The following is a 26,306-nucleotide window of genomic DNA, read 5'->3' as shown; positions in this document are numbered from 1 at the left end:
TCGCCCGAGCCGCATACAGCGCGGCCGTGTAACCGGACGGTCCCGAGCCGATGATGATCAGGTTTCGGACCACATCGGGCTCCATGTCAGGCGGCCGGGACGAGCTCGGCGAGCAGTTTCTCGATCCTGGCCTTGATCTCGTCGCGGATCGGGCGCACAGCCTCGACGCCCTGACCAGCCGGGTCCTCAAGTTTCCAGTCCTCGTAGCGCTTGCCCGGGAAGATGGGGCAGGCGTCGCCGCAGCCCATGGTGATGATTACGTCGCTGCTTTCGGCGGTTTCCCATTCCAGCTTCTTGGGTGTTTGGTCGGTGATGTCGATGCCGACCTCAGCCATGGCCTCGGCGGCGGCCGGGTTGATGGTCTTGCCCGGGGCGGAGCCAGCCGAGCGGACCTCGACGGTGTCCCCGGCGAGGTGGCGTAGCCATCCGGCGGCCATTTGGGAGCGGCCGGCGTTGTGCACGCAGACGAACAGGACGCTGGGCTTGTCACTCATCGGGTGTCTCTCCTGGTTGTTGGTGGCGTTCAGTGCCTGGTGTTGTCCGGTGCCGTAGGCAGTGTTGATCAGTGCACGGAACGGGTCCGTACGGTGTGGGGCAGGGCTGGTCATGGGTGGGTCATCGGCGGGCCGCCGGTGCGGCCGGTTCGGTCGCGTCTTGGTGGACGACGACCTCGTCAGCGCTCTGCCCGACCCCCGGATAGAGGGCGAGCAGGAGCCCGGCACCGACGACGAGGCCGATGATCTGGGCGCCGATGAAGCTGGGCACGGAGGCGGGTGCGATCCCGGCGAAGGTGTCGGTGAAGGCCCGGCCGATCGTGACGGCCGGGTTGGCGAAGCTGGTCGAGGAGGTGAACCAGTAGGCGCCTCCGATGTAGGCGCCTACCGCTGCCGGGGCGACCGTGGACCGACCGGAGCGGGCCAGGGCAAAGATCAGCAAGATCAATCCGGTGGTGGCGACGACCTCGCCGAGCCACAGGTGTCCGGCGGAGCGGTCTTTGCCGGAGAAGTCGACGGCGGCCAGGTCGAACATCAGGTTCGCCAGGATCGACCCGGCGATCGCCCCGAGCGTTTGGGCGATGGCGTACCCGCCGAGGTGGGCGGCGCTCATGCCGGTCCCGGTACGGCGGCCGAGGAACCAGTCCGCGGCGGACACGACCGGGTTGAAGTGCGCGCCGGATACCCGCCCGAACGTCAGGATCAGCGCACCGAGCGCGAACGCGGTGGCGACCGAGTTTTCGAGCAACTGCAGGCCGACGTCGTCGGGCGACAGGGTGGTCGCCATGACGCCGGAGCCGACGACGGCGGTGACCAGCAGCGCGGTGCCGACGAACTCGGCCAACAGTCGCCGCCAGGTCGCAACAGGGTTCATGAGTACGGGCTCTCCAGATGCTAAGGGCAGGTGAGGGCGGGCTCAGGCGGGGACGTGCAGGTCGTCGAGAAGTTGCCGGACGCGGCGTTCGAGCTCGTCGCGGATCGGCCGCACGTCGGCAACGTCCAGGCCGGCAGGGTCTTCGAGGTCCCAGTTCTCATACCGGGTGCCGGGGAACACGGGGCAGGCGTCGCCGCAGCCCATGGTGATCACAACGTCGGCGGCGCGGACGACTTCATCGGTCCAGGGCTTGGGGTACTCGCCGGAGATGTCGATGTCGCGTTCGCGCATGGCCGCGATGGCAGCGGCGTTGACCTCGGTGCCGGGCTCGGAGCCACCGGACCAGGCGACCGCGCGGTCACCGGCGAGGTGGTTGAAGAAGCCGAGTGCCATCTGCGAGCGGCCGGCGTTGTGGGTGCACAGGAACAACACGACCGGTTTGCCGTCGCGCTGGTGGCCTTCGACGCGGGCGAGGGCCTGCAACCGCTGGCGGACGAAGCGTTCGGCGAGAAGCGGCAGGAAGTTCGGGATGCTGCCGATGGTGGCGAACTGGTCGTAGCTGGTGTGCAGGAACCGTTCGATGGTCTCGGGGCCGTAGGTGCCGTCGAACTCGGCGGCAAGGCGCGTCGCCGCGGTCTTCAGCGCCAGGGTTTGGTCGATGGAGAGATCAGGACGCCAGTACACGGTGGTGTCGGTCATGACGGGTCTCCGATGAGAGTGGGCGCGAGGCGCTCAATGCGCCCGGCCAGATCGGTAAAGGCGGTCTCGAACGCCGCGTCGGTGTCGGTGCGCACCGGGTCGGGCACTGACCAGTGCAGCCGTGGCCGCACCGAGGCGGTGAGGTCTTCGTGGGCGCTGTCGCAGACCGCGATGATCAGGTCGTCGTCGGTGACCACATCGCTGATGTGCGCGGTCCCCGTCGCCTCCAGGTGCAGGCCGTGGCGTTGGGCGACCGTGACGGCGCGGGGGTGCACCCGCTGCGCCGGATGCGTCCCGGCCGAGGCGGCGGGCCGGTGGGTACGGTCGGTCCACAGCGCTGCGGCTAGCTGCGAGCGGGCCGAGTTGTGCGTGCAGACGAACACCACCCGGGCCGTGTCGGGCAGCCGGGGCGGGGTGAGCAGGGCGAGGGTTTCCGGGCGTAGCCGCAGGTAGGTGCGGCGCTTATCGGCCTCCGAGCGGGTGCGTTCCAGCAGCCCGGCGTCGGCCAGGACCTTGACGTGGTGCGCGACTAGGTTCGTCGGCATCTCAAGGTCCAGGGCGATCTCTCCTGGTGAGGCGTCGCCGAGGCTCAGCGCGTCCACGATCGCGAGACGTGCCGGGTCGCCGAGTGCGGCGTGGATCCGCGCCCGTTCCCTCAGTGATTTCTGCTCAGTGTTCATTGACTCAATGGTCACTGAGTAAGCCTGGTGAGGGCAAGAGGACGCTGGGTTGTTCACCTGATGGTCATGTGCGCGGTGCGGCCTCTACTCAGCCAGCGACGGCGACGGGCGTGCCGAGCAGGCGCAACACGAGTGGGTCGGCCCTGTAGTAGACCCAGCTCCCGCGACGTTCGGCGCTGACCAGACCGGCCTCGCGCAGCGTGCGCAGGTGGTGCGAGATGGTCGGCCCGGACAACTCGAACGCGGGCGTCAGGTCGCACACGCAGATCTCCCCGCCATCCGCCGAGGCGATCATCGACATCAACTGCAACTATCCGTTGCCGGGCGTCTACTCACCACCGGACTGCAACGCCGGTACCGCACCACCACCGTCACCGCCGCTGTTTTCAGCGTCCAGGCCGTCGCCGCGCTGCTGCTGCCTGTCGTCGGTGCGAGCACTGGCGGCGCGATCGGCGCCGTCATCGGCTTCGGCGTCGCCACCATCGCCAAACCCGTCCTACTCGCCGAACGCTACGACACCCGCCGCTACGCCACCCTCGCCGGAATCCTCGTCGTACCCATGACGCTTGCCAAAGCCGCAGCACCGCTCGCCGCAGCCGCCCTGCACACCACCACCCGCAGTTACGCCCCCGCATTCACTGCGGTAGCCGCCTCCTGCGCATTAGCCGCAGCAGCAGTCGCGTCCGTCGGCGCTCACGCCCGGAAGCCAGGAGTCGAGAAGGCCACGAAGCCATGACCAGGCACAAACCTGCGCAACGGTGAGAACACAAAGCTAATTAGCTGATCGTGTCCGGCACCGACAAGGCGGCACCGGTCGGCATGGCCATCGAGGGCACCGGCGAAGCAACTGCCGGCGGCGGTCGTCTCGGGCACCTGCCGGACCCAGGCTTCCGCAGCCTGCGCTGACACGCGGAACGAAACGACTCCGGCGCCGAGGTGCCGGCGTCGATCCTATGCGGTGGTGGCCAGCGGGGCCGTGGGTGCAGGACGCCGGCTAAAGCGGGCGGCCAGCGCGCGGCCCAGGACGGCCGGAGCGGCGAGCTCGTCGGGGTGCCGAACCATGTGGGTGACGTCGTCGAAGAGCCGTCCCACCCACGGGTCGGTTATCGTGGCGCCGACGATCTGCCCGGTGAGCCAGCTGGTGACCCGATAGCCCCGGGGCCGCGGCGCGTCGACCGAGGGCCGGCCCAGGTCGCCGCCGGTGGAGATGCCCCAGGCGGCGTCGACAACCACCTGCTGCAGGTCGAAGAAGTGCCGGGCCGGGGCGTCCAGGGCGTGCTCCGAACGCAGGAACAGGTCCAGGCACGAGGAATGCAACGCGGCCGACGACATACCCTGGCCGTAGATCGGGTTGAACGAGGCCACGGCGTCGCCCACCGCGACCAGCCGCGCCGGGAAACGATTGGTGGCGGCGAAGTCGCGGCGGCGGCTGTCCGCCTGCCGGTAGGTGACGACGTCGCGGACCAGGTCGTTCCCGGCGACCTGGCCGAACTCGGCGGGGAAGTCGTGACGGCAGCGACGGATCATGTCCTCGGCGTCGTGGCCGGGCCGGCAGTCACCGTAGCCGCCCATCATCACAATCCAGCGGTCGTCCTCCACCGCGGAGAAGGTCACCCCGGCTAGGTCGCCGCCGACCTCCGGGCTGCACAGCGCGATGGCCGCGATCCGGTCCGGTTCGCCGGGCGGGCGGCGGAAGAGGGCAGTCGCGTAGTTGATGCCAGTGATCTGACGGGTCATCGGCGGCCGGTCCCAGCCGCCCGCCTCCAGCCAGTCGCTCAACCGGCTCGATCGACCCATCGCGTCCACGACGAAACTGGCCGGCTGGACCCCCGGCATACCGTCCGACTCGTACCGCACGGCGGTGACCGACGAGTCACTGAAGTCCAGACCGGTGGCACGCCCGGTGATGGTCTTGACGTTAGGCAGAGCCAGCAGCCGCCGGCGGAGCTGGTCCTCGAATAACGGCCGGGTGGCGGTGAGCATGTCCACCTCGGACCCGCGGACCTTGCGGACACCGTCGATGTAGGCGTCGCGCTGTTCGGCGGTCGACCGCACGGCGCCGGCCGCCACCGCCTCCGTGGTGAAGCCCGGAAACCACCGCTCCATCTGCCGGTTGCCGCCGGGCAGCAGAGCGTGCACCTGACTGCCCTGCGGTACGCCACGCCGCACCGAGCCGCCCTGGGTGAGGTCGTCGCGCTCGACGACCACCACGGTCCGGGCATGGTCGGCCAGCACGCGGGCCGCCATCAGGCCGGCGACGCTTCCCCCGAGCACGATCGCCGTGTCCAGCTTTCGCGGCGCGCCGGTGGGTGGTTCCGTCGATCCGATGCGTGCGAAGGTCCGGGCCTTCGACGATGCCATTTATTCCTCCTGTGGCCAGATCTCATCCCGGCCGACGCCCGCAACAGCGCCGGGATCTTCTCGAACAGCTGCTCGGTCTACGTGATCATCTCATGCAGCATCCAGCTGCCGGAGAACAGGAACAGCCACGCCCACGCCGATCGCCATGCACGGCAGTCCCGCCGAGCGGATCTACGCCGACAAGAAGACCGGCGCCACCATCGACCGGGCTGGCTTCGCCGAGCTGCTTCATTACACCCAATCCGGGGACACGATCGTCGCGACCAACCTCGACCGGCTCGGACGGAACCTGCGCGAGTGCCTCAACGTCGTGCAAGACCTGCGTGAACGTGGCGTCGGGATCAAACCCTCAGCGATCCGATCCTGATCGACACCACCGACCACTCTCCGTCTCGGGGGTCAGCCGGCCAGGGCGATGTTGTGTAAATGAGCAATTCCGGACGCGGTGACCGCGAGGGTGTGGCCGGCGCGGCGGTAGTCGCGCAGGATCTTGTAGGTCTTCAGCCGGGCCAGGGCGTGCTCGACGCGGGCGCGGATTTTGCGGTGCCCGGTGTTGTAGTCCTGCTTCCATGCCGGCAGTTCACTGCCGTCGCGGGGCTTGCGGTACCTTCTAGTCAAGGTGGACCACTGCCCGGCTCGGTCCTGAAGCCAGGCAGTCGCCTCGCTTTCCGCCGCGTACTCACACGCCGCTTGATCGTCCGGCCGAGGATCGAAGGTCGGGTATACCGAGCAGGACGGGCGTGTCGCGTGCGGTGCGCATGGCTTCGAGCTTCTGGGCCGCGGCAGCCATCGTGGTCTCGATAGCGGCGACCTCGCCCGTCCAGCCCTGCTCTTTGGCTTCAGCGAGCCGGTCAGCGAGGTTGGCGTGGATCTCCTTCAGCCGTGGCAGTTGTGCCGGGTCTACTCGGAGTAGTGGGCATCTGACGCAGGCGTTTTCATGCTGGCAAGGCGTTCCATGATTGCGGCCGCAGGTCCCGGGCGCGACCTTCCGTAGTTCGAATTGGGCGAGGAAATGGTCCCATTCGGTGGCGGTGAGGTCGCGGTATTCCTCGCTGGGCCGCTCGGCGCGGCGGCGGGCGATGAAGGCACGGTGGTGGGCGATCACGTCTTCGGGGTAGATCGCGGCGTACCCCATCGTGGTGTCGACCGTGGTGTGACCGCAAACCTTGGCGGCGATGTGCGGGGGCAGGCCGGATCGGATGGCGTCGGTGATAGAGATTCTTCTGAAGTCGTGCGGTCGCCATTGCAGAGGCTGGCCGGCGGCGATGATATGGGCGGTGTCTGACATGGCGACGAGGCACTCTCGGATGTAGCTGCGGGTCATTGGCCGGTCTTCGGTGCCGAAGCGTCGCTGGAACAGAAACGGCATCGGTGGGCTCCAGGTCTGCTCGAACACGTGGTAGGCGGACACCAACGGGAGGGCTGGCTGGCTCGGCGCCAGCCCGACAACGACCGACCCCGAACGCGGCGATCCCCGGCCGTCCCGGGCCGCGTAGCCCCCGCGCAGCCGAACGCCCGACTACCCCGCAGCGCGGACAGGTCCACGCCGCCGAACGTCGTCGCCGCAGGCGTTTGTGGGGGGTTTCGGGGGGTGATTCAAAATCACATAGATAAACGTAAGGCCCTGACCGGCGTTCTAGCTGGTCAGGACCTTAGATTTGTGGAGCTGTGGGGATTTGAACCCCAGACCCCCTCGATGCGAACGAGGTGCGCTACCAGACTGCGCCACAGCCCCTTGGCCCCGAAGAGCCTCAGCAAGGCTAACAGGTCGGCCGAAGGGGTCGCGAATGGGATACCCCTACCCGGCGGGTCACGCCGTGAAGGAGCGGCCGCCGGCCTCGTAGGGGCGGCCTCGGAGGCCGCGCGCCGGCCGGTAGGACACCGAACCGCCGCTGGCGACCGCCGGCAGGTCGGCGGTGCCGTCCAGGCCCATGGCGGTGCGGCGGACCGCCTCCTTCTGGGCGGCCAGCCGCCGCTGACCCTCGCGCCGGGCCGCGGCTCGGCGGGCCTGCTCGCGGCGTACCTCGGCCTGCCGGGCGGCCAGCCACGCCGCCTCGCGGGCCTCGACGCGGCGGCGCCTGCGGTCGGCGAGGGCGAGGTTGCGCAGGTGGATCAGGTACCAGCCGAGCAGCGAGCCGGTCACCGCGCAGCCGATCCAGAAGCCCGGGCCGACGGCCATGACGCCGACCAGCTCGATCACGTTGAGCAGGAGCAGAGCCGCGAAGACCCGGCGGCGGCGGACCACCGCGGGGGTGTGCCGGCGCGGCGGGACGACCCGCGGCGGGCGCTTCGTGACCAGCTTGAGGGGGCGGGTCGGCGTCGCCGGGATGGTGACCGTGACCTGCCGCGGGAGGGCGACCGGACGGCGTCCGGGCACGCTGCGGCGCCGCCGGTCACGGGAGAGCACCCGTGCCGTCGACAGCGCCCGCTCCGCGGCGAGCCGCTCGGTGGCGTCGTACCGGCGCACGAGTGCCGGTGCGAGGGCGAGCAGACCGGCCGCGGCGAGGACGGCGAGGAGCACCGAGGTCGGCACCCTCCACCCCTCCCGTCAACCTTCGTGAAATCTCAATCATTTTGAGATTAAGGCCGGGACCAGCGGAAATAACGGCGGCGCGCCGGGCGCGTCACAGTGAGTTGATCATTTTGTCGTGGTACGGAGCCTGCGCCAGCGGGCCAGCAGGCCACCCTCACCGGCGACCTCTTCGCTCGTCATGGCGTACCCGAGGTGGTCTCGCCATTGCCCGTCGATGTGCATGTAGCGCGGGTGGTAGGCCTCCTCGCGGAAGCCGAGTTTCTCCACGACGCGGCGGCTCGGGACGTTCTCCGGGCGGATGTTGACCTCGATGCGGTGCAGTCCGCCGGAGCTGAACGCGTGGTCGACCGCCAGGGCCAGCGCGGTGGGGATGACGCCGCGGCCGGCCACCCGGGAGTCCACCCAGTACCCGGCGTACGCGGAGCTGAACGCCCGCCGCACGATGTTGCCGAGGTTGAGGTGCCCGACCAGCCGGTCACCGTCGTCGTCGCGGTACCAGACCGCGAACGGCATGCTCTCGGCCCGGCGGGCGGCCCGCCGCATGTCCCGGTAGACGTACATGTAGGCGCGCGGGGAGTTCATCTCGACCCACGGCCCGGGCGGCGAGGACTCCCAGGGAGCCAGCCATTTCTGGTTGGCGATGCGCACCTCGGACCACGCGCGGGCGTCGCCGCGGCGGTACGGGCGCAGGGTCACGGCTCCGTCCGCCAGGACGGCAGGCCATCCGGGCGCGGAACCCAGCATCTATCGCCTCCGGTCGAGCAACAACACATCGACGGTCGACCCGGCGGCGGCCGAGGTGACCCGCTCGCCGAGGACCAGCAGCCCGTTCGCTTCAGCGAGGCCGGACAGAGTGTACGGCCCACCGGCGAGAGGTTGCACCGTATAGCCGCCGCCGCGCCGCTCGGCGACGTGCGCGGGCCGGAACTCCCGCAGTCCGCCGGGCGACGACACCGTTTCCAGCAGATGCGCCTTCACGCTGGGACGGAACACCGGCTCGGCGCCGGCGAGGAGCTGGATGACCGGCCGGGCGAGCACCTCGAAGCCGATCAGGGCGGCGCCGGGCTCGCCGGGCAGGCAGACCACCGGCACCTCCTCGCCGCCGACGGTGCCGAACCCGAGGGCGGTGCCGGGTGAGAGCGCCACGTCGGTGAACTCGACGACACCACGGCCGTTGTCCCGCCGGGACAGCACCCGGCGCAGCATGTCGCCGGGCCCGGTGCCGGTGCCGCCGGTGGTGATGATCAGGTCGGCGCGCAGGGTCTGGTCCTCCAGCAGGCCGCGGAGCCCCTCCGGGTCGTCGTCGCAGATGCCGATCCGGTACGCGAGCGCGCCGGCCTCCACCGCGGCCGCGGTGAGCGCGTGCGAGTTGGCGTCCACCACCTGACCGGGCTGGCTGGGCCGGCCGACGTCGACGAGTTCGTCACCGGTGGCCACCACGACGACCCGCGGGCTGGGCCGGACCACCACGTGCCCGATGCCGGCGGCGGCGAACACGGCGACCATGGCCGGCGTGACGTACGACCCGGCGGCGGCGAGCGACTGACCGACCTGCACCTCGTCGCCGGCCCGCCGGACGCCGGAGCCGCGCTTGGGCGCGTGCAGGATCTCCACGGCGGCCATGCCCTGGTCCGTCCAGTGCACCGGCACCACGACGTCGGCGCCGATCGGCAGGGGCGAGCCGGCCGCCACCGAGAAGCAGGTGCCGGGCGTCAGGCGTACCGGTCGCCAGCTCGCCGCGCCGAGGTCGCCGACCACATTGAGCCGCACCGGGCGGGGTCCGCCCTCGAACCGTCCGAAGGACGGGTGTGACCCTATGCGGCCGGCCGACGCGAGGTCCTCCCAGCGCGCCGCGTAGCCGTCGATGGCGGCCTGGTCGAAGGCCGGGAACGGGTGCGGGGCGAGCACATCACCGGAGAGCACGTTGCCGTGCGCCTGGGTGAGGTCGAGGTCGAGCGGGGGCAGCGCGCGGAGCCTGCGCAGCACGCTGCCCAGGTATTCCGCGAGAGGCTTCAGCTCGTTGGCGGCCGCCTCGGCGTCGGCCGTGGCGGTCATCCCTTCCCGCCCCCGACGAATTCGCCCAGCCAGCGGCGGAACTCCTCACCGAGGTCGGGACGCTTGACCGCGAGCTGCACGACGGCCTGCAGGTAGCCCAGCGGCATGCCGGTGTCGTACCGGTGGCCGCGGTAGACGATGCCGTGCACCGGGGTGCCGTCGGCGAGCAGCGCGGCCATCGCGTCGGTGAGCTGGATCTCGCCGCCGCTGCCCGGCTTGGTGTCGGCGATCGCGTCGAAGATCGTGGCGGGCAGCACGTAGCGGCCGAGCACGGCCAGGTTGCTGGGCGCCTCGGCCGGCGACGGCTTCTCCACCAGGCCGGTCACCTTGACGACGTCCTCGGTGTCGGTGGTCTCGATCGAGGCGATGCCGTAGCGGGAGGTCTCCGACGGGTCGACCTCGACGAAGGCGAGCACGATGCCGCCGGTCTGCGCCTGCAGGTCGAGCATCGACGGGAGCAGCGGCTCGTCCACGTCGCAGAACTCGTCGCCGAGCAGCACGGCGAACGGTTCGCCGCCGATGTGCGAGGCGGCGACGCCGACCGCGTGGCCGAGCCCGAGCGGCTCGCCCTGCCGGCACGTGTAGATGTTGGCGAGCTCGCTGGTGCGCCGGACCTCGGCGAGGCGCTCGAGGTCACCCTTCTCCTCCAGGCGCGCCTCCACGTCGGGGCGCCGGTCGAAGTGGTCGACCATCGACGTCTTTCCCCGCCCGGTGACCAGCAGGACGTCGGTGATGCCGGCCGCGGCCGCCTCCTCGACGATGTACTGCAGGACCGGCCGGTCCACCACCGGCAGCAGCTCCTTGGGCACGGCCTTGGTGGCCGGCAGGAACCGGGTGGCGAGGCCGGCCGCGGGGATCACGGCCTTGACCGCCCGGCGTGCACCGGAGGCGTTCGTCGTCATCAGAGGGGTCACCGCACCTTCGTTCGGATCGTGCCCGGATATGCCGCGAGACTATCGGCCGCGGCTCTGCCGCGGAGGCTGCGGCCCGCCGAGAGGGGTGCCTGCTTGCCCCAGGTTCCCATCCGGTACGGGCTGGGAAACCACTTCGGCCAAGCGATACGTGTCACGTCCGGCGTGCTTGGCCGCATAGAGAGCATCGTCCGCCGCGTCAAGCACCTGTTGCGCCCCGGCGCCGTGCTCCGGGTAGACGGCGACGCCGATGGACACGCTGATCGGGATGCGGTCGACCATCCGGCCGGTGGCCGCGTCCACCCGCCGGCCGTCGATCGGTACCGGTATGTCGCGGATCGCCGCGCCCAGGCGCTCGGCGACGATGGCTCCGCCGTACGCATCGGTCTCCGGCAGCAGCACCACGAACTCCTCGCCCCCCTGCCGGAACGCCGCATCCACCTCGCGCAGCCCGACCCGCAGCCGGCGGGCGAATTCACCGAGCACCGCGTCGCCGGCCGCGTGCCCGTAGGTGTCGTTGACGTCCTTGAAGTGGTCGAGGTCGAGGACCAGCACGGTGAGCATCCGCCCGAACCGGTTCGCCCGCTCGATCTCCCGGCGCAGCGAGTCCCGCAGGCACCGGTAGTTCCACAGCCCGGTGAGCGGGTCGGTGAGCGACAGCCGCTGCGCCTCCTCGTGCACCCGCACGTTGTGCACGGCCACCCCGGCCTGCCCGGCGAAGGTACGCAGGGTGAACAGGTCGTCGTCGTCGAACTCGTCCGAGCCGAGCCGGTCGTAGAGGGCGAGCACGCCGAGCGGGGCGGGCGGGAGATCCGATTCGTCCGGGTTCGCCGGTGGGCAGATCGGGACCGCGACGTACGTGAGACAGGCCGGTTCGTCGACGGTTCCGCCGTCCGGCCCGCAGGCCCCGCGCCGCGGTTCGCCGGTGGCCGCCACCGCACCCAGAACGCCCTGGCCGAGCGGTACCCGCAGCCGCGGCAGCTCCTGCTCGGGGACGTCCCACCGGCCGGTCAGCCCCTCCGCGCAGCGGGCCACCAGCCGGCCGTCCTTGGGGTCGATGAGCAGCACGAGGCCGGCCCGCGCGCCGGTCGCGGACAGGGCGGTCTGCAGGATCACCTGCAGTATCCGGTGCAGGTCGTGGGTGCTGGACAGGGTGTCGCCGAGGATCGCCAGGTGGCCGCGGAGCTGATCCCGGCTGGCGGTCAGGGCCTGCACGTACGCCTGGAGCTCCCGGGTCATCCGGTTGAAGGCGCCGGCCAGCCGCCCGAGCTCGTCGTCACGGGTGAGCGGCACCCGGGTGTTCAGCTCGCCACCGGCCACCCGGTCGGCGGCGCGGGCCAGCTCGGCCAGCGGGCGGGTGGTGGACCGGGCCAGCCAGCGGGCGACCAGCACCGCCCCGGCGGCGACCGCGAGCACGCCCATGGTCATCAGGGCGTACAGGCCGCGCGGGTCGTCCTCGGTGACGGTGACCGCGAGCGGGAGTGGCTGCCCGGGCCCGGTGGGCAGGCGGCGGACCGTGCCGGTCGAGGCGCCGCGCGGTCCCAGCGCCTGGGCGCTCCGCACGGCCGTCGCGTCGGCCCCGTCGTGGGCGAGCAGCAGCACGTCGGCGCCGCTGGAGGCGGCCAGCCGGTCGACGAAGCCGGCGTCCAGCCGGAGCGCGGCGACCACGCGGGTTCCGTCTGCCGCGGTACTGCCGGCGGAGATCGCGTCCACGCCGCCGGACGGGTCGGAGCAGTCCCGCCAGCCCGGGTCGGTCTGCCCGGTGATCTCGCTGGCCAGGCCTCGTGCGACCAGCTGACGGGCGGCCGCGGCACGATCACCGGCGGACAGTACGGCGACGGCGTCGGCGGTGGCCTGGAGCTGACGGCAGACCGCGCCGATGGCGGTGCGTACGGTGGTCGCGGCATGATCGAGCCGCTCGTCGGCACGATCGCTGTTGACGGTGGCCACGGTCACGCCGACGAACAGCGCCCCGAGCAGCACAGGGCCGAGGACCACCGCCAAAAATGCGGTAGTGAGTCGACCACGTAGCGTCACGTGCGCTCCCAACGAATGGTCCCTTTGTGGCGATGCTGACATGGTGTGCACCGTTTGCCGGTTTTCGAAAGGGGGTGTTGCATGTCCGATTTCGCCCTTGACGCGGAACGAGTAAGAGCCGCGAAGGTTGCGCTGCGCGATCAGATGATCACTGCCCGCAGATCGTTGCCCGAGGCCGTCCGCCACTCCGCGGATGCATCGGTCCAGGCCACGACCATCACATGGGTACGCGCGCAGCAACCGACTGTTTGTGCGGCGTACGCGCCGGTCGGCCGCGAGCCCGGAGGCGGTGACCTGCCCGACCGGCTGGCCGAGGTGTGCAGGGTCCTGTTGCCGGTTCTGCTCCCGGACGGCGACCTGGACTGGGCCGAATACGACGGCATGAAGATGCGTACCCGCCGGGGTCTGCTCGAACCAGGCGGACCGCGCCAGGGTCCGGAGGTGATCGCCGAGGTGCCGCTGATCATCGTGCCGGCGCTGGCGGTGTCCCGCGACGGCGTCCGGATGGGCCGGGGCGGCGGCTCCTACGACCGGGTGCTCGCCCGCGCCCCGCAGGCCCGCACGGTCGCCCTGCTGCACGACGGCGAGTTGCTCGACACCGTCCCAGGCGAGCCTCACGACCAGCGGGTACGGGCAGTCGTCACACCCTCGGGAGGGCTCATCGAGACCCTCGGGTGGACGAAATAAACTCCGATGACGCAGCATTGGCACTCGCAGAACTAGAGTGCCAGCCCGAACCTCCCGGAGGACCAGTGCCGACCTATCAGTACTCCTGCACCGAGTGTGGCGAGCAGCTCGAGGTGGTGCAGTCGTTCTCCGACGAGCCGCTGACCGTGTGCCCGACCTGCCAGGGCCGCCTGCGCAAGGTGTTCAACTCGGTGGGCGTGGTCTTCAAGGGGTCCGGTTTCTACCGCAACGACTCCCGCAAGAGCACGACCACTGCCGAGTCGCCCTCGGAGACCAAGGCCTCGCCGTCCGCGGAGACCAAGTCGTCGTCCTCGGACTCGTCCAGCGGCACGAAGTCGGAGAGCAAGCCGGCCGCGACGACGACGACCAGCTCGACTTCTACTACGTCCTAGCCCCAGTGCGGGGGGCGGTCCTCGTAGAGGCGTTCGTCATTCGACGCCGAGGTCTCGCCCCACCCACGCTCGGTGTCGTCACGGGTCTGCTCCGGGAGCAACGGCGCTTCCTCGGGCTCGAAGTCGACGACCCGCTCACCGTCGGCGTCGCGCTCCGGCTGGTCCAGAATGTCCACGGCATCCAGGGTAAGCCGCGTCGGGTCCGTCGTCGTCCCCCGCCCGCTGTACCGTCGGTGAACGTGAGCACCCCCACCGGTGGCGACGACGAGTATTGGCGCCGGCCCGACGCCGCCTACGATGCGGCCCGGCCGGAGACCCCCGCGGCGCCGTCACGGCCCGCGTACACCGGTCCGCCGCGCACCGAACCACCCTCCCCGCACTGGCGTCCGCCCACGGTGGCGCACCCGCCGCCGCCCCGGGACATGCCTGCCCAGAACCTCGACGCGCTCGATGAGGCGGAGGGGTCGGCCCGCACGGTGACCTTCGGCATCGGCCTGGTCGCCGGCGCGATCGCCCTGATCCTGATGTGCCTGGTCTGCGGCCGCCTGGTCTTCTGACCGTCACGGCCCGGCCGACTGCTCACGCACCTTGGCCCCGCGGCTGCTAAGCAGTCGGGAGAACGAACGTTCGTTCCCCGCAAACCGTCGACGCACGGTGTGGCCCCGGCCCGACAGGGCCGGGACCGTCACGCACGCGTCAGTACTCACCCCAGACCGCGGTGGCGCCCGAGTCGCCGGTACGGAAGCAGTAGTAAGCGGTCACGGCGGCCAGCGCCACCATCACCACCGCCAGCCCGATGTCGGCGCCCTTGGGCAGCGACGCCGACCTGCGCAGCGTCATCGCGAGCATGACCAGCGTGACCACGCCCAGCCCCAGAGAGAACCAGAAGGTCAGCACGCCGAAGCCCTGGTGGTCGGCGAGGATCTCCGCACCCTTGCCCTTGAGCCCCTGGTCCAGCAGGCGTTGGTGCAGCTTGTTGCCGGAGAGCATGGCGACCAGCGCGGAGATCGGCGCCACGATCGCGAGCAGCCCGACGGCCCAGCCGATCTTTGTTCGTAGGCGGGCGACCAGCGCGTACACGATCGCGCCGACGGCCAGCAGGGGGACGAAGATGACCACCGCGTGCACGATTAGCGCGTGCACGGGCAGGCCGTTGATCTGATCGAACACGGACGCCTCCTCGGTTCCGGCGGGGGTGCCGGCATGGCTGATGGAACGGTCACCGACACCCCTCGGTCGCGCGTACCACCGACCGGACGATCCGGTTCACCGAAACAGTCAAATCTTCAAGGATCTTGGCCCACCGTACGCGAGGTTGAGGTGGCGGGCGGCGCGTGCTGTCATGGTGTGGTGTCGACCGGTGCCGAAATGTTGCGCTCTCGTGGCCTGCGGATCACCCGCCAGCGTCTGGCGGTGCTCGATGTGCTGACCGAGGGCGGTCACCTCGAGGTCGACGACATCACCCAGCAGGTGCGTACGCGGCTCGACTCGGTCTCCACCCAGGCGGTGTACGACGTGCTCGGCGCCCTGTCCCGGGCCGGGCTGGCCCGCCGCATCGAACCGGCCGGCAGTCCCGCGCTCTACGAGGCCCGGGTCGGCGACAACCACCACCACATCGTCTGCCGGGGCTGCGGCGTGATCGAGGACGTCGACTGCGCGGCCGGCGAGAAGCCCTGCCTCGAGCCGTCGTCCCGGAACGGCTTCCAGATCGACGAGGCCGAGGTGACCTTCTGGGGCCTCTGCCCCGCGTGCGCCTCCCGCCGAGAAAGCTGAACGAGTTCAACTTGTGGCACGCTGGAGGGGTGGACTCTGACTTCGGCCTGTTCGGCCCCCACTCGGTGACGTGGAAGGTGCACAGCGAGCCGATCGTGACGCTCGGCGGGCTGCGCAGCCTCTACCTGCAGGCGCTGCACCCGCGCGCGGTCGCCGGCGTCGCCCAGAACTCCGCCTACCGCACCGACCCGTGGGGCCGTTTCAACCGCACCTCCGAGTACGTGGGCACGGTCCTCTACGGCACCACCGCCGAGGTGGAGGCGGCCGCCGGCCGAATCCGCCGCGTGCACTCGCGGATGCGGGCCACCGACCCGCGTACCGGCGAGGTCTTCCGGATCGACGAGCCCGACCTGCTCCGCTGGGTCCATGTGACCGAGGTCGAGTCGTTCGTGACGACGGCCCGCCGCGCCGGCCTCAGCCTGACCGACGACGAGGTCGACCAGTACTACACCGAGCAGCGCCGGGCGGCCGAGATGATCGGCCTCGACCCCGGCTCGGTCCCCGGCACCGCGACCGAGGTGGACGCCTACTACGAGTCCGTACGGCCCGGGCTCGGCCTGACCAAGGAGGGCGCCGAGACCGCGGCGTTCCTGACCGTCCCGCCGATCCCCTCCGACTGGGGCGGTCAGGCCTTCCGCCTGGCCCTCACCCTGGGCCCGGCCCGCTGGGGTTACCTGGGCGTCGCCTCCACCGCGATCGCCCTGCTGCCGCCGTGGGCCCGCAAGATCTACGGCGGGCTGGGCTGGTCCACGACGGACGTCACCGCCAGCCTCTCGGCCCGCGGCATGCGCCTGCTCCTGCAGGGCTTCCTGGCGACCCTGCCGACCGAGTACCGCATCCCGCCGATGCGCCGAGCCGCCCTCGAACGCGCCGGCCTCGCCTGACCATCTCCCCTGCCTGACCGCTCCCTCTCCGGCTGTCATTTATGAGGTGGACCGCAAACCCTCCGAGCCGTGGCCCCTCCCTGCCCAAGCCCTATAAATGAGGCGCCAGCCAATTCCTTCCTCAGCCCGCACCTACCTGGACCGTTCGGTCGATCCGCCATCAGGACGTACGGCTCATCCGCAAGATGATCGCCTGCTGGGCACAAACGGTCACTCCTTTGATGTCGCCAGTTCGGCCCGCTGCCCCTGACCAAACTGTCCTATGTACACACCGACGAGTGGAGTTGCCTGCCGCGCTCGGTCGATAGCGTTTGGTCATTGTGATGCGGCTGGGAAATGAGGACGCGCATGACCTCGACTTTTGAAGCCGATAACACGCCGAGCATGCACGTCGACTACGTGCCGGGTGCCCGCGGACACTGCGTTCTTGCCATTGGCGCGGATCAGCACGGCCGAAAATCGGTTGCTGTTTGGCAACTGGGACCAACGGGAGACTCCGGCGGCGCCTGGGTAATCAATTTCACCGACCTCGACCAGCAGAAGGGGGACCTGCAGAAGGTCGTCGCTAACCAGTGCGGACGCTGCCTCGTCGGCTGGGACAGCGACGGCCCGGCTGCTGTCGTGGACCGACTGGCCTTGTACCTGTCACCCCGCGTCGTCCGAGACCTTGCCGGGTCGATAGTGGTGATTCCAGATCTGCTCGAGGAGATCACCGAGCATCGCGAGCGATACGCCGCCGCGGTGAACGCCTATCGGACCACAACGAAGTCGAAGATCGTCCCGCTGTCCTGGGGTCAGGACATGCCTGGAGATCTCGCGAGCGCACAACGGGCTCTGACACCCCGGTACGGCGGCAGTGGGTCGCCGGTCGCCGCAGACGCCTTAGGTATCGCGGTCTCGCTCAAGCGTGCTGTCCGTCTTTGGCACGACACCGAACAGGCCCGGTTTAGTCGTTCGTACCTTCGTTCGTTCGGAGAGCCCCGGGCCCTGCCTCCCCGCTGGCTCGGACGACTCCGTGCGGCTACGAACCGATCGGCCGCATAGGAGGTCATCTGCGATGTACTCGGTCATCGATCTCGAAACGACGGGCCTGCGGACAAGCTGGCAGGACAGGGTCATCGAAGTCGCCGTCGTCCACCTCGACGAACTGGGCCGCCGGCAAGGTGAGTGGTGCAGCCTGGTCAACCCCGACCGGGACCTCGGTCCGCAACACATTCATGGAATCTCGGCAGCAGAGGCGCGCCGGGCGCCGAGTTTCGAACAGCTCGCCGGTCAGGTCGTCGAGCTACTTCGCGGGAAGGTCCTGGTTGCGCACAATCTGTCCTTCGACGCCATGTTCCTGGTCGCCGAGTTCAAACGGCTCGGCATCATCGCGCCTGTGGAAGCCCAGGGTGGACTCTGCACCATGAGGCTGGCGGCTCACTTCCTGTCGTCGGCAGGTCGTAGCCTCCAGGATTGCCTCCGGGTGGCCGGGCTTCCACCGCACCAGGCGCACTCAGCCCTTCACGATGCGAGGGCCGCAGCGGATCTACTCGCGTGCTATCTCCGTGCGGCCGGCAGTCCACCGCCGTGGCCGGATGTACTCGATCGAGCAAGCAGGTTGCCTTGGCCAGCTGTTCCTGCGTCGTCAGCCGTTCCGGTGCAACGTGCAGCTGCGGGGCACCGTCGGCCACACTTCCTGAGCCAATTGGTCGACCGGCTTCCCCGACTGAACGAACCTCGGGCAGATGCCTACCTGGAATTGCTCGACCAAGCGCTTCTTGACCGTCACATCTCCGCCACGGAGGCCGACGGCCTCATCGCGGTCGCCAACGAGTTCGGTCTCGCACGGGTCGACGTGGCGGCAATACACGAGCAATACCTCGCAAACCTTTCGGCGATCGCCTTGTCGGACGGGATAGTCACCAAGGCTGAGCGATCCGACCTGGAGATGGTTGCGGAACTCCTGGGCCTCGCCAAGACGTCGGTCAGGGGCGCGCTCGAATCAGCCGCACGCATCAATGCCGACCGCGCCAATCGTGATTCTTGGCGTCTTCAACAAGGCGATCTCGTGGTGTTCACCGGCTCCATGAATCCTTCCCGAGAGGATTGGCAGGCCAAGGCGGTCGCCGCCGGCCTACGCGTCGGCGGCGGAGTCACGAAGAGGACCCGGCTGCTGGTCGCCGCGGATCCGGACTCAGCATCCGGCAAGGCGAAGAAGGCTCGCGAATATCACATTCCGATCGTTCACCCGACCGCGTTCCGACGAATGCTGGGCACGTTATCGCAGTAACAGCGCCGTCGCGGTCGCCCCAGAGAAGTCAACGAGGCGGCCGGGGGATGATCCACCATTTCACTGCAGGGGCGAGAACCGCCGTCAGCGCGGCCGAGAGCAGGAGGCCGCCGCGGGCGTCCAGGGCTGCGATCAAAGAGCCGGCTGTGCCCTGTCGCAGCAGCGGTGAGGTCAGGGTGATCGCCGCGGCGTAGAGCGAGATCACCGGCTGTTACTCGGGCTCGGACAGGTTCTCTGCACGCAGCCGCAGGTGGTCACGAGCCGTAGGTGGTCACGAGCCGTAGGTGGTCACGAGCCGTAGGTGGTCACGAGCCGTAGGTGGTCACGAGTCGACGGCCGTCCAGGGCTGTTTCTCGGCGGCGGTGGCGCCCACCGGGCAGGACCGGCGGAAGTCGCACCACGAGCAGAGGGTGCCGGGGCGGGTCGGGAACTGCTCGTCGGGGTCGGCGCCCGCGGCCACGGCCTTTTCCGCGGCCACGATGTCGCGGGCGGTGTCCTCGGCGCGGGACAGGTGGCGGGACAGGGACTCAGGCGTGTGGTCGTGGGCGGCGACCGTGCCGGTCGGCAGGTGGTGCAGCTCGACGCGGCGGCACGGGCGGCGGAAGACGCGCTCTGCCGCATATGCGTACAGGGCCAGTGCTCGGGAGCCGCGCGCGTCGTCGGCGTCGAGGCCGGAGCGGCCGGTCTTGTAGTCGACGATCACCGCCTCGGGGCCGTCGGGGCCGCGGCGGCCGTCGATGCGGTCGGCGCGGCCGTTGAAGGCGATCACCGCGGTCTTGGTCGCCACCACCCGCTCGACGCCGAGCGGCTCGTCGTCGGGGTCCAGGCCGGACACATAGGTCTCCAGCCAGCCCAGGGCACGGCGGTAGACCACCCGCTCCTGGTCGACGTCGCGGTAACCCTCGCGTACCCAAGTGCCCTTGAGAAGAGCGGGCAACGCACCCGGACCGCGCCGGTCGACGGGCACCGCATACCAGTTCTTCAGCGCCGTGTGCACGCTCGCGCCCAGCGAGTTGTGCGCCCAGGGCGGGCCCTTGGGCGGGGTGGGCCGGTCGACATAGGAATAGCGGTAGCGCCGGGGGCAGTCCTCGAAAGCCCCCAGCTTGCTGGGGGTGCAGACGAAGAGACGCTCGGGCATGCCGGCAAAACCAAGCTGCTCTGAAACGACGGGCACGAACCAATCCTGCCAGCCGGGTGTGACAGAAAGTCAGCCGCCGGTCGTGTAGAGCTTCACGAACGCCGCGACCGCGTCCGCGATCAGCTGCACCGCGATGGCCGCCAGCAGCAGGCCGGCGATGCGGGTGAGCACCTCGATGCCGCCGGGGCGCAGCAGCCGCACGATCACCCCGGAGAACCGCAGGACCAGCCAGACCGTGGCCATCACGGCGACGATGCCGAGCGCGATCACCAGGTAGTCCGCGAAGCCGTCGGCACGCCGGACGAACAGCATGGTGGCGACGATCGCGCCGGGGCCGGCCAGCAGCGGCGTGCCGAGCGGGACGAGCGCCACGTTGGAGGTGCCGGCCTGGTCCTCGGGCTCGTCCGTCTTGCCGGTGAGCAGTTGCAACGCGACCAGCACGAGCAGCAGGCCACCGGCGCCCTGCAGCGCGGGGAGCTGGACGTGCAGGTAGTCGAGCAGCGTCTGCCCGGCCACCGCGAAGACCACGATGACGCCGAGCGCCAGCAGCACCGCCTGGGTTCCGGCCCTGATCCGCTGTTTGACGGGCAGCGCCCCGGTGAGCGCGAGGAACACCGGCACCATGCCCGGCGGGTCGACGATGACCAGCAGGGTGACGAAGACCTCGCCCAGCAGCTTCAGATTCACTCGGTCACCCCAGCACAGACACGCCGGTCGCGGCGGCGACGATCTTCTCGTACGCCTCGGGAGAGGTCACGAACGCACCCAGCCGGACCGTCTTGTGGGTGCCGTGGAAGTCGGACGAACCGGTCACCACCAGCCCGAGCCGCTCGGCGAGCGCGCGCATCTCGGCACGCTCGGCCGGCGAATGGTCCTCGTGGTCCGCCTCCAGCCCGAACAGCCCGGCCTCGGCCAGCTCCTCCACCAGGCTGTCCGGCACCACCGGCCCGCGCTTGGTCGCCCGCGGATGCGCGAAGACGGGCACCCCACCCGCGGCACGCACCGCCCGCACCCCTTCAAAGACATCAAGATCAGACTTGGGTACGAAGTAACGACCGCCCAGCCATCCGGACTGGAAGGCCTCCGTCGTGGTGGCCACCAGACCCGCCCTGATCAGGGCCTGAGCGATGTGCGGCCGGCCCACCGAGCCGCCCGCCGCGTACTCGTGCACCTCGGGCCAGGAGATCGGCACGCCGTCCGCCCGGAGCAGGTCGACGATCTGCTCGGCGCGCTGCTCCCGGTCGTCGCGCAGCCGAGACAGGTCGGCGGCCAGCCGCGGCTCGTCCGGGTCGAACAGGTAGGCGAGCAGGTGCAGCGCGATCGGCCAGCGCTTGCCGCCTCGCCAGCGGCAGGACAGTTCCGCCCCGCGTACCAGAGAAAGACCCTCGGGCCGCGCCTCGGCCGCCTCGGCCCAACCACCGGTGGTGTCGTGATCGGTGATGGCCATCACGTTCAAACCGGCCGCGGCGCCCGCCCGGACCAGGTCGGCAGGTGTCAGGGTCCCGTCGCTGGCGGTCGAGTGGCAGTGCAGGTCGATTCTGGTCACCCGGAGACGTTACAGCGTCTGCCCCCGGGGACCGGCCGAAGCGAGGCGGGCCCCCGGGGCAGGCCCAGAGGCAGCCGGCTCCGACATCCCCCGTTCTCATGTCGGAACCGGCCGCCCGCCTAGATTGCTGACCCCGCCGCGGGTGGTCAATGTCCGCCGGTGACCGGGTCGCGGATTTGCGGGATACGGAAACGCGCAGGTGCGGGATACCGCAACCCGGTCGAGCGTCCATCGACGTTGTCACCCGATTGTGGTTGCATTCGCGGCACCGCCACCTGTTCACTGTTGGAGCTCCGACGTGCCGAAGATCACCCTGACCGGACGCGAGCGCGAGTTGATCGCGCTGCTCGCCGAGGGACACACGGATGTGAGCGCGGCGGAGCAGCTGAGGATCAGCCCTCGGTCGGTTACGAATATCCTTCGTAGCCTGATGGACCGCCTCGGCGTGGAGAACCGGTTCCAGCTCGGTCTCGCGCTGGGGTTCCTGCGCAAGGCACACGTACCGTCCCCGACAACCGAGAAGGACGTCTGATGGCCCGCCGAGTCCCGAAGCCGCTCGTGCCGTTGCTGGTCGCCGTGGCGGCGATCGGTCTCGCCACCGCCGCCGCCTTACCGAGCTTCGCGGGTCCGAACGTGACACCCGGCAGCGGGGGCGCCGAGCCGCCCACCCCGCCGGCCGCCACCGCCCCGGCGTCCACGCCGTCGCCCATTCCGCAGCCGACCACCTCGTCCCGCCCCCCGGAGGCCGACGCCCCGCAAAAGGGCGGCGACGGTCAAGGCCCACGGGACTGCGTGAACTGCGGTCAGCCGAGCCGCGATTGACCCGGCCATGACGATCACGGCAACCGTGCCGCTGGGCGCCGCCATCCCGTCACTGGCGAGGTGGGGGCTGTCCAGCGACGCCGACCTGGTGTTCCGGACTCTGGCGACCTTCGGCGCCCGGCTCACCGGCGAGCTCGCCGGTGAGCTGGGGCTGGCCCGGGCGCGGGTGGAGAGCGCCCTGGCCGAACTGCACGAGTGCGGCGCCGCGACGCCGGTGGCCGGCGCCGGACGCGCGTTGTCCTGGGTGAGCCGGCCGCCCGACCAGGTCGTGCACCGGCTGCGGATGCGCCGGATGCGCCCGTCGGACTCGGCGCAGCTGTTCCGGCGCCATCAGGCCGTCTTCCACGTGATCAACCGGCAGCTGTCCGGCGCCGGGCTCCCCCTCGACCCGGCGCTGGCCGGGCCGATCGGTGAGCAGATCCGCTACCACCCGGTCCGTGCGCTGGCCCGCGAGCGGATGGCGCTGGCCTTCGACGCCGAACGCCACGAGCGGCTGGTCATCAACACCGACGAGTCCGACCACGCGGATGTCAGCCGGGTGTCGCCTCTGGACCCCAGCCAGTTCCGCCACGACATCCCCCGGCGGGTGCTCGGGCAGCCGCCCCGCGACGGCGACGCGGTGTCGGTGGAGCAGGAGCACAGACTTCCCGGGTACGCGTTCCGCGAGACGCCGGACACACCCCTGAAGCTGTTCGTCTCCGATCGGACGACGGCGTTCGTCCCGGCCGATCCCACCGATCTCGAACGTGGCTACTTCGAGATCACGCACCCGGCCGTGGTCGGGACGCTGGTCCGGCTCTTCGAGTCACGCTGGAGCTCGGCGGTCGATCCCGAGGTCGCCGGCGTACCCATGATCCTGCTGTCCGAGCGCGAGCAGGACCTGGTCGACCTGCTGGCGCTCGGACACACCGACGTGACCGCGGCGCGGGAGCTCAGGATCAGCGCGCGCTCGGTGACCAACGCGCTGCGGGCGCTGATGGACCGGGTCGGCGTGGACAACCGGTTCCAGCTCGGGTTGGCGCTGGGCGCGATGGACGTGTCCGTCCCGCCCTCGCTGCTTTAGCAGCTTTTGGAGCTGCTTTAGCAGCTTTTGGAGCTGCTTTAGCAGCTTTTGGAGCGCAGGCACTCACGCACGTGGAGCGAAGCGACCCTCGGCGTGAGCAGCGGTCAGCAACACCCACCCAGCTACGACCTGATCTTGATCTGAAACTTGATCTTGACCTTACTCAGGCGTCGTCACCTTCGGCGTCCTTGCCGAGTCGCGCCTCAACCGCCTGCGGCTCGTACATCTCCTCGACGACGCGCAGGTAGAGCTCGTTCGGGTTCGGCAGGTGCTTGACCTCGCGGAGCGCCTGGTCCTGGCCCGCCGACTCGAGCACGAACGTGCCGTAGTTGAGCATCCGGCCGAGCGCGCTCTGCTCGTACTTCATGTCGGTGACCCGCAGCAGCGGCATCATCGCGACCTTGCGGGTGATGATCCCGTTGACGACCATGACCCGCTTGTTGGTCAGGATGAACCTGTCGAAGTACCAGTCGAACACCTTCCAGGCCACCCAGCCGATCACCGCGAGCCAGATCAGCACCGCGGCGGTCACCAGCCCGTCGATGTTCTGCTTGGTCAGGAAGCCGGCCAGGTATCCGAGCAGGACGGTGGCGCCGGCGCCGATGCCCAGCGGCCCGGAGAGGTGGATCCAGTGTCGTTTCCACTCGCCGCGGTAGCGCTCGGTCGGGAACAGGTACCGGGAGACCAGAGTGGTCGGTTCGTCCTCGAGCGGGAGCACCCGCCGGGATCCACCCGGGACACCGCCGCCGCCACCACCGAGGCCCTCGAGCTCCTCCTCGGTGAACTGAGGACGCTGGTACTCGGTGGTGTCGTCGTCCATCGCGTACCCGGCACTGGGTGAATAGCCCGCGTCGGGATTGAAGCCGGGACCGTCGGCGTAGCCGGCACGGCGGGAGTACTCGGGGTCGTCGAACGCCGGGTCGTTGTACCCGAACGTCTCGTCGTCCTCCTGAGGGCGGCGCGCGCCCTCGTCACGTGGTTCGCGCGGCTCGCCAGGACCCATAGGGCGATGTTATGCGACGAGGTTCGTGAAGAACGTTCCGAAACCCTGCGCGATATCGCCGATCGTGCTACCGAGCGACGAGAACACTTGTGCTGCCGAGTTCGGGTTGAATGCGATGAAGAAGATAAGGAAAGCAATGCCAAGCCAGGTGAGAACCTTCTTGATCATGGCGGGCCTTCTCCTCCGTGGCGGGTGACGGCTCATCCCGCGATGTACTGACGGTATCAGCAACGCTGCTGTGTGTGAACGTTGTCCCAGAAAGATCCATTGGCCTCAAAGGTCCACTAGGAACCGATCAGGCACCAGAACCGATCAGGTACGGGGACGGCGCTCCATACACGAGCTCGGGCGGGATCCCGTCGGACAGGTCGTGCAGCACGACATGCTCGGCCAGGAAGTAGCCCGCGCTCGCGGGCCACGCTACCGCATAGAGCCACATGCCCTTCGCCTCGGACACGTACGCCGATCTATCCTCGGGGCTTTTCACCGACCAGAGCGGGATGCGATGCCCGCCGGCCTTGATCTTCGCGTGTGGACCACCATGTCCACTCATGTCGCTGAGACACTCCGCGATCAGGTAACCGGGATCGATCCCCGGGATCCCGCCGAAGCGGGTACCCAGTCCGACACCGGGCTGCTCGGCGATGAGCACGACATCGGCGGGTCCGCCGCCGAGCGGGTCGGGACCGCTGCAGGCGAGCGCCGTCGCTCGTACGCCCGAGCGGTCGTCGCCGGCCCAGCCGACACCGGTGACCATCCAGCCCGGAGGTAGCGGCCAGGGGCACCAGAGTGGCATGTGGTCGACGGTGGGCCGGGGTTGTCGCAGGACGCTTTCCACGATCTCCGTGCCGATGTGCTTGGCCACATGGAACGGAGGGACGTCGCCGCAGCTGTCACAACGCCACTCGCTGTGCATCAGGTCCGGCGGCCGGACCTCTGCAGCACATCGGGGGCAACTCACCGTGACACCCACCCCCTAACCGTGGAGCCCGGCCGCTCCCCCGTCAAGCGGATCGGCGGAACCCACCCGGGCTCACGGGCTTTCACTCATTCCGCGGGGGTGGCCCGGCATGCGCCGCGATCCAGGCGTGCATGGCTATCCCGCTGGCCACACCGGCGTTGATCGAGCGTGTCGAGCCGTACTGGGCGATCGAGAAGAGCTGGGCGCACGCGGCCCGGGCCGGCCCGGAAAGGCCGGGGCCCTCCTGGCCGAAGAGCAGCGCGCAGCGCCTCGGGAGGGTGACCGTCTCGAGCGGGCGCGACCCCGGCAGGTTGTCGATGCCGATGATCGGGAGCCGTTCCGCCTCGGCCCAGGCCACGAAGTCCTCGATAGCCGGATGGTGCCGCACGTGCTGGTAGCGGTCGGTGACCATGGCGCCGCGGCGGTTCCAGCGGCGCAGGCCGACGATATGGACCTCGCGAGCGAGGAAGGCGTTCGCGTTGCGCACGACCGTGCCGATGTTGAAATCGTGCTGCCAGTTCTCGATCGCGACGTGGAAATCGTGCCGGCGGGTGTCGAGATCCGCGATCACCGCTTCGCGCGTCCAATATCGGTAACGATCGACGACATTGCGCCGGTCACCGTGCTCGAGAAGCTCAGGATCGAAGTGTTCACCGGTGGGCCGCTCACCGAGCCAAGGGCCAACGCCAACCTCGGGGGCCTCATCCGTCATAAACGATCAGGCTAAAACCGACCCCGGACGCAATGAGCGGCGGGGCCCTCCCCGGCACCCGCCGCCCACGCTCTGTTGGACTTACAGTCTGCCTCACCCTGCGTATCGATGTGAAGAGTTTTACAAAGTGACCCAAGTCACATTTAACTTTGTTTCCAATTGAATTCAACATTCACGCTACCGGCCACGATCTGCGACAGCGTGTATCTGACAGCTATCCCGCCCGGTCGCAAACTGCCAGGTAGCCGGCCACGTGCCGGAAGCGGTTCCATCACATTCCGTCATAACTTCAGGGTGGCGGCGATCCTTCTAAAGGTGCCGTAGCACACGTGTCGGCCACCTGATGTCCGGGAATTGACTACTGTGACGAGGGGTTTCACGTCAGGTAAGCCATTCCCGTGGACGGAGA

The 26,306-nt window shown here is 69.6% G+C and carries 32 protein-coding genes, 1 tRNA gene and 2 pseudogenes; 12 read left to right on the top strand and 23 right to left on the bottom strand.

Annotated elements, in window-relative coordinates; genetic code table 11:
• Positions 1-86 precede the first annotated feature (86 nt).
• From QSK31_RS13800 to QSK31_RS13780, 5 genes and pseudogenes are all read right to left on the bottom strand, one after another.
• Complete coding sequence (locus tag QSK31_RS13800) at positions 87-494, bottom strand: arsenate reductase ArsC (protein ID WP_285684063.1); 408 nt, start codon at positions 492-494, stop codon at positions 87-89.
• A 121-nt stretch (positions 495-615) separates the two neighbouring features.
• The gene (locus tag QSK31_RS13795) at positions 616-1,368 is read right to left on the bottom strand and encodes an aquaporin (RefSeq protein WP_285684061.1); all 753 of its coding nucleotides are present in this window, start codon (positions 1,366-1,368) and stop codon (positions 616-618) included.
• 42 nt (positions 1,369-1,410) lie between these two features.
• Positions 1,411-2,067, bottom strand: a complete 657-nt coding sequence (locus QSK31_RS13790) for an arsenate reductase ArsC (protein ID WP_352244420.1) — start codon at positions 2,065-2,067, stop codon at positions 1,411-1,413.
• The gene (locus QSK31_RS13785; RefSeq protein WP_285684059.1) at positions 2,064-2,747 is read right to left on the bottom strand and encodes an arsenate reductase/protein-tyrosine-phosphatase family protein; all 684 of its coding nucleotides are present in this window, start codon (positions 2,745-2,747) and stop codon (positions 2,064-2,066) included. Before QSK31_RS13785 ends, QSK31_RS13790 begins: the two co-directional genes overlap by 4 nt.
• An 88-nt stretch (positions 2,748-2,835) precedes the next feature.
• Positions 2,836-3,057, bottom strand: a pseudogene (locus QSK31_RS13780) (ArsR/SmtB family transcription factor); the annotation flags it as partial.
• On the opposite strand from QSK31_RS13780, the gene QSK31_RS13775 reads away from it, so the two are divergent.
• Positions 2,956-3,483 carry an MFS transporter gene (locus QSK31_RS13775; RefSeq protein ID WP_285684488.1) on the top strand — a complete coding sequence of 176 codons (528 nt, stop codon included), beginning with the start codon at positions 2,956-2,958 and terminating at the stop codon, positions 3,481-3,483. The pseudogene QSK31_RS13780 and the gene QSK31_RS13775 sit on opposite strands and share 102 nt — an antisense overlap.
• Positions 3,484-3,698: 215 nt before the next feature.
• Here the strand turns inward: QSK31_RS13775 and QSK31_RS13770 are convergent, their stop codons facing one another.
• Positions 3,699-5,108 carry an FAD-dependent oxidoreductase gene (locus QSK31_RS13770; protein WP_285684057.1) on the bottom strand — a complete coding sequence of 470 codons (1,410 nt, stop codon included), beginning with the start codon at positions 5,106-5,108 and terminating at the stop codon, positions 3,699-3,701.
• A 145-nt stretch (positions 5,109-5,253) separates the two neighbouring features.
• Here QSK31_RS13770 and QSK31_RS13765 point away from each other — a divergent pair, with 145 nt between their 5' ends.
• A complete protein-coding gene (locus QSK31_RS13765) occupies positions 5,254-5,475 on the top strand; it encodes a recombinase family protein (protein ID WP_285684055.1) in 222 nt (73 codons plus the stop codon).
• 32 nt (positions 5,476-5,507) lie between these two features.
• Here QSK31_RS13765 and QSK31_RS13760 read toward each other — a convergent pair.
• From QSK31_RS13760 to QSK31_RS13725, 8 genes and pseudogenes are all read right to left on the bottom strand, one after another.
• A pseudogene (locus tag QSK31_RS13760) lies at positions 5,508-5,717 on the bottom strand (IS5/IS1182 family transposase); the annotation flags it as partial.
• Between the two features lie 70 nt (positions 5,718-5,787).
• Positions 5,788-6,477: a tyrosine-type recombinase/integrase gene (locus QSK31_RS13755; protein WP_285684053.1), complete on the bottom strand. Its 690-nt coding sequence runs from the start codon at positions 6,475-6,477 to the stop codon at positions 5,788-5,790.
• 292 nt (positions 6,478-6,769) lie between these two features.
• A tRNA-Ala gene (locus QSK31_RS13750) sits at positions 6,770-6,843 on the bottom strand.
• Between the two features lie 75 nt (positions 6,844-6,918).
• Positions 6,919-7,641: a divisome protein SepX/GlpR gene (gene sepX, locus QSK31_RS13745; RefSeq protein WP_285684051.1), complete on the bottom strand. Its 723-nt coding sequence runs from the start codon at positions 7,639-7,641 to the stop codon at positions 6,919-6,921.
• Positions 7,642-7,746: 105 nt separating this feature from the next.
• Complete coding sequence (locus tag QSK31_RS13740) at positions 7,747-8,385, bottom strand: GNAT family N-acetyltransferase (RefSeq protein ID WP_285684050.1); 639 nt, start codon at positions 8,383-8,385, stop codon at positions 7,747-7,749.
• Positions 8,386-9,696 (bottom strand): molybdopterin molybdotransferase MoeA, encoded by a 1,311-nt coding sequence (locus QSK31_RS13735; protein ID WP_285684049.1) that lies wholly within the window; start codon positions 9,694-9,696, stop codon positions 8,386-8,388.
• Positions 9,693-10,598, bottom strand: a complete 906-nt coding sequence (locus QSK31_RS13730) for a UTP--glucose-1-phosphate uridylyltransferase (protein ID WP_285684048.1) — start codon at positions 10,596-10,598, stop codon at positions 9,693-9,695. The genes QSK31_RS13735 and QSK31_RS13730 overlap by 4 nt, the downstream gene beginning before the upstream one ends.
• Positions 10,599-10,649: 51 nt before the next feature.
• Positions 10,650-12,686: a diguanylate cyclase gene (locus QSK31_RS13725; RefSeq protein ID WP_502872950.1), complete on the bottom strand. Its 2,037-nt coding sequence runs from the start codon at positions 12,684-12,686 to the stop codon at positions 10,650-10,652.
• A 39-nt stretch (positions 12,687-12,725) separates the two neighbouring features.
• On the opposite strand from QSK31_RS13725, the gene QSK31_RS13720 reads away from it, so the two are divergent.
• Complete coding sequence (locus tag QSK31_RS13720; RefSeq protein ID WP_285684046.1) at positions 12,726-13,331, top strand: 5-formyltetrahydrofolate cyclo-ligase; 606 nt, start codon at positions 12,726-12,728, stop codon at positions 13,329-13,331.
• Between the two features lie 65 nt (positions 13,332-13,396).
• Entirely contained in the window at positions 13,397-13,723 is a 327-nt protein-coding gene (locus QSK31_RS13715) for an FmdB family zinc ribbon protein (RefSeq protein ID WP_285684045.1), read from the top strand.
• On the opposite strand, the gene QSK31_RS13710 is transcribed toward QSK31_RS13715, so the two are convergent.
• Positions 13,720-13,899 (bottom strand): hypothetical protein, encoded by a 180-nt coding sequence (locus tag QSK31_RS13710; protein WP_285684044.1) that lies wholly within the window; start codon positions 13,897-13,899, stop codon positions 13,720-13,722. The genes QSK31_RS13715 and QSK31_RS13710 overlap by 4 nt on opposite strands.
• Before the next feature lie 63 nt (positions 13,900-13,962).
• Between QSK31_RS13710 and QSK31_RS13705 the strand changes: the two genes are divergently transcribed.
• On the top strand, positions 13,963-14,280 hold the full coding sequence (locus tag QSK31_RS13705) for a translation initiation factor 2 (protein WP_285684043.1): 318 nt from the start codon (positions 13,963-13,965) through the stop codon (positions 14,278-14,280).
• A 139-nt stretch (positions 14,281-14,419) separates the two neighbouring features.
• Here QSK31_RS13705 and QSK31_RS13700 read toward each other — a convergent pair whose 3' ends face one another.
• Entirely contained in the window at positions 14,420-14,893 is a 474-nt protein-coding gene (locus tag QSK31_RS13700) for a DUF2231 domain-containing protein (RefSeq protein WP_285684042.1), read from the bottom strand.
• A gap of 180 nt (positions 14,894-15,073) precedes the next feature.
• Here QSK31_RS13700 and QSK31_RS13695 point away from each other — a divergent pair, with 180 nt between their 5' ends.
• From QSK31_RS13695 to QSK31_RS13680, 4 genes are all read left to right on the top strand, one after another.
• A complete protein-coding gene (locus tag QSK31_RS13695; RefSeq protein WP_285684040.1) occupies positions 15,074-15,496 on the top strand; it encodes a Fur family transcriptional regulator in 423 nt (140 codons plus the stop codon).
• A 29-nt stretch (positions 15,497-15,525) separates the two neighbouring features.
• Complete coding sequence (locus QSK31_RS13690; RefSeq protein WP_285684038.1) at positions 15,526-16,380, top strand: oxygenase MpaB family protein; 855 nt, start codon at positions 15,526-15,528, stop codon at positions 16,378-16,380.
• Positions 16,381-16,728: 348 nt separating this feature from the next.
• Positions 16,729-17,424 (top strand): DUF6218 family protein, encoded by a 696-nt coding sequence (locus tag QSK31_RS13685; RefSeq protein ID WP_285684037.1) that lies wholly within the window; start codon positions 16,729-16,731, stop codon positions 17,422-17,424.
• A gap of 13 nt (positions 17,425-17,437) precedes the next feature.
• Entirely contained in the window at positions 17,438-18,652 is a 1,215-nt protein-coding gene (locus QSK31_RS13680) for an exonuclease domain-containing protein (RefSeq protein WP_285684036.1), read from the top strand.
• Positions 18,653-18,974: 322 nt separating this feature from the next.
• Here the strand turns inward: QSK31_RS13680 and QSK31_RS13675 are convergent, their stop codons facing one another.
• The 3 genes from QSK31_RS13675 to QSK31_RS13665 all read right to left on the bottom strand — a co-directional run bounded on the left by QSK31_RS13675 (position 18,975) and on the right by QSK31_RS13665 (position 21,336).
• Positions 18,975-19,790 carry a RecB family exonuclease gene (locus QSK31_RS13675; RefSeq protein WP_285684464.1) on the bottom strand — a complete coding sequence of 272 codons (816 nt, stop codon included), beginning with the start codon at positions 19,788-19,790 and terminating at the stop codon, positions 18,975-18,977.
• A 69-nt stretch (positions 19,791-19,859) separates the two neighbouring features.
• Positions 19,860-20,477, bottom strand: coding sequence for a MarC family protein (locus QSK31_RS13670; RefSeq protein WP_285684034.1), 618 nt, complete (start codon positions 20,475-20,477; stop codon positions 19,860-19,862).
• Positions 20,478-20,481: 4 nt separating this feature from the next.
• A complete protein-coding gene (locus QSK31_RS13665; protein ID WP_285684032.1) occupies positions 20,482-21,336 on the bottom strand; it encodes a PHP domain-containing protein in 855 nt (284 codons plus the stop codon).
• A 298-nt stretch (positions 21,337-21,634) separates the two neighbouring features.
• On the opposite strand from QSK31_RS13665, the gene QSK31_RS13660 reads away from it, so the two are divergent.
• The 3 genes from QSK31_RS13660 to QSK31_RS13650 are packed head-to-tail and all read left to right on the top strand — an operon-like array spanning position 21,635 to position 23,221.
• On the top strand, positions 21,635-21,868 hold the full coding sequence (locus tag QSK31_RS13660; RefSeq protein ID WP_285684030.1) for a helix-turn-helix domain-containing protein: 234 nt from the start codon (positions 21,635-21,637) through the stop codon (positions 21,866-21,868).
• Positions 21,868-22,158, top strand: coding sequence for a hypothetical protein (locus QSK31_RS13655; RefSeq protein WP_285684028.1), 291 nt, complete (start codon positions 21,868-21,870; stop codon positions 22,156-22,158). The genes QSK31_RS13660 and QSK31_RS13655 overlap by 1 nt, the downstream gene beginning before the upstream one ends.
• A 7-nt stretch (positions 22,159-22,165) precedes the next feature.
• Positions 22,166-23,221, top strand: a complete 1,056-nt coding sequence (locus QSK31_RS13650) for a LuxR C-terminal-related transcriptional regulator (protein WP_285684025.1) — start codon at positions 22,166-22,168, stop codon at positions 23,219-23,221.
• A 163-nt stretch (positions 23,222-23,384) separates the two neighbouring features.
• Here the strand turns inward: QSK31_RS13650 and QSK31_RS13645 are convergent, their stop codons facing one another.
• From QSK31_RS13645 to QSK31_RS13630, 4 genes are all read right to left on the bottom strand, one after another.
• Positions 23,385-24,224 carry a PH domain-containing protein gene (locus QSK31_RS13645; protein ID WP_285684023.1) on the bottom strand — a complete coding sequence of 280 codons (840 nt, stop codon included), beginning with the start codon at positions 24,222-24,224 and terminating at the stop codon, positions 23,385-23,387.
• Between the two features lie 9 nt (positions 24,225-24,233).
• Complete coding sequence (locus QSK31_RS13640) at positions 24,234-24,392, bottom strand: hypothetical protein (RefSeq protein WP_189078560.1); 159 nt, start codon at positions 24,390-24,392, stop codon at positions 24,234-24,236.
• Between the two features lie 127 nt (positions 24,393-24,519).
• Positions 24,520-25,185, bottom strand: a complete 666-nt coding sequence (locus QSK31_RS13635; protein ID WP_352244418.1) for a DUF6758 family protein — start codon at positions 25,183-25,185, stop codon at positions 24,520-24,522.
• 82 nt (positions 25,186-25,267) lie between these two features.
• On the bottom strand, positions 25,268-25,897 hold the full coding sequence (locus QSK31_RS13630; protein WP_285684021.1) for a TrmH family RNA methyltransferase: 630 nt from the start codon (positions 25,895-25,897) through the stop codon (positions 25,268-25,270).
• Positions 25,898-26,306: the final 409 nt, after the last annotated feature.

Origin of the sequence: Actinoplanes sp. NBRC 103695, from assembly GCF_030269485.1 — a bacterium.
In the GTDB taxonomy this organism is placed as follows: Bacteria; Actinomycetota; Actinomycetes; order Mycobacteriales; family Micromonosporaceae; genus Actinoplanes.
The sequence above is the reverse complement of the archived record's forward strand: the minus strand, read 5'-3'. Positions and strand labels throughout refer to the sequence as shown.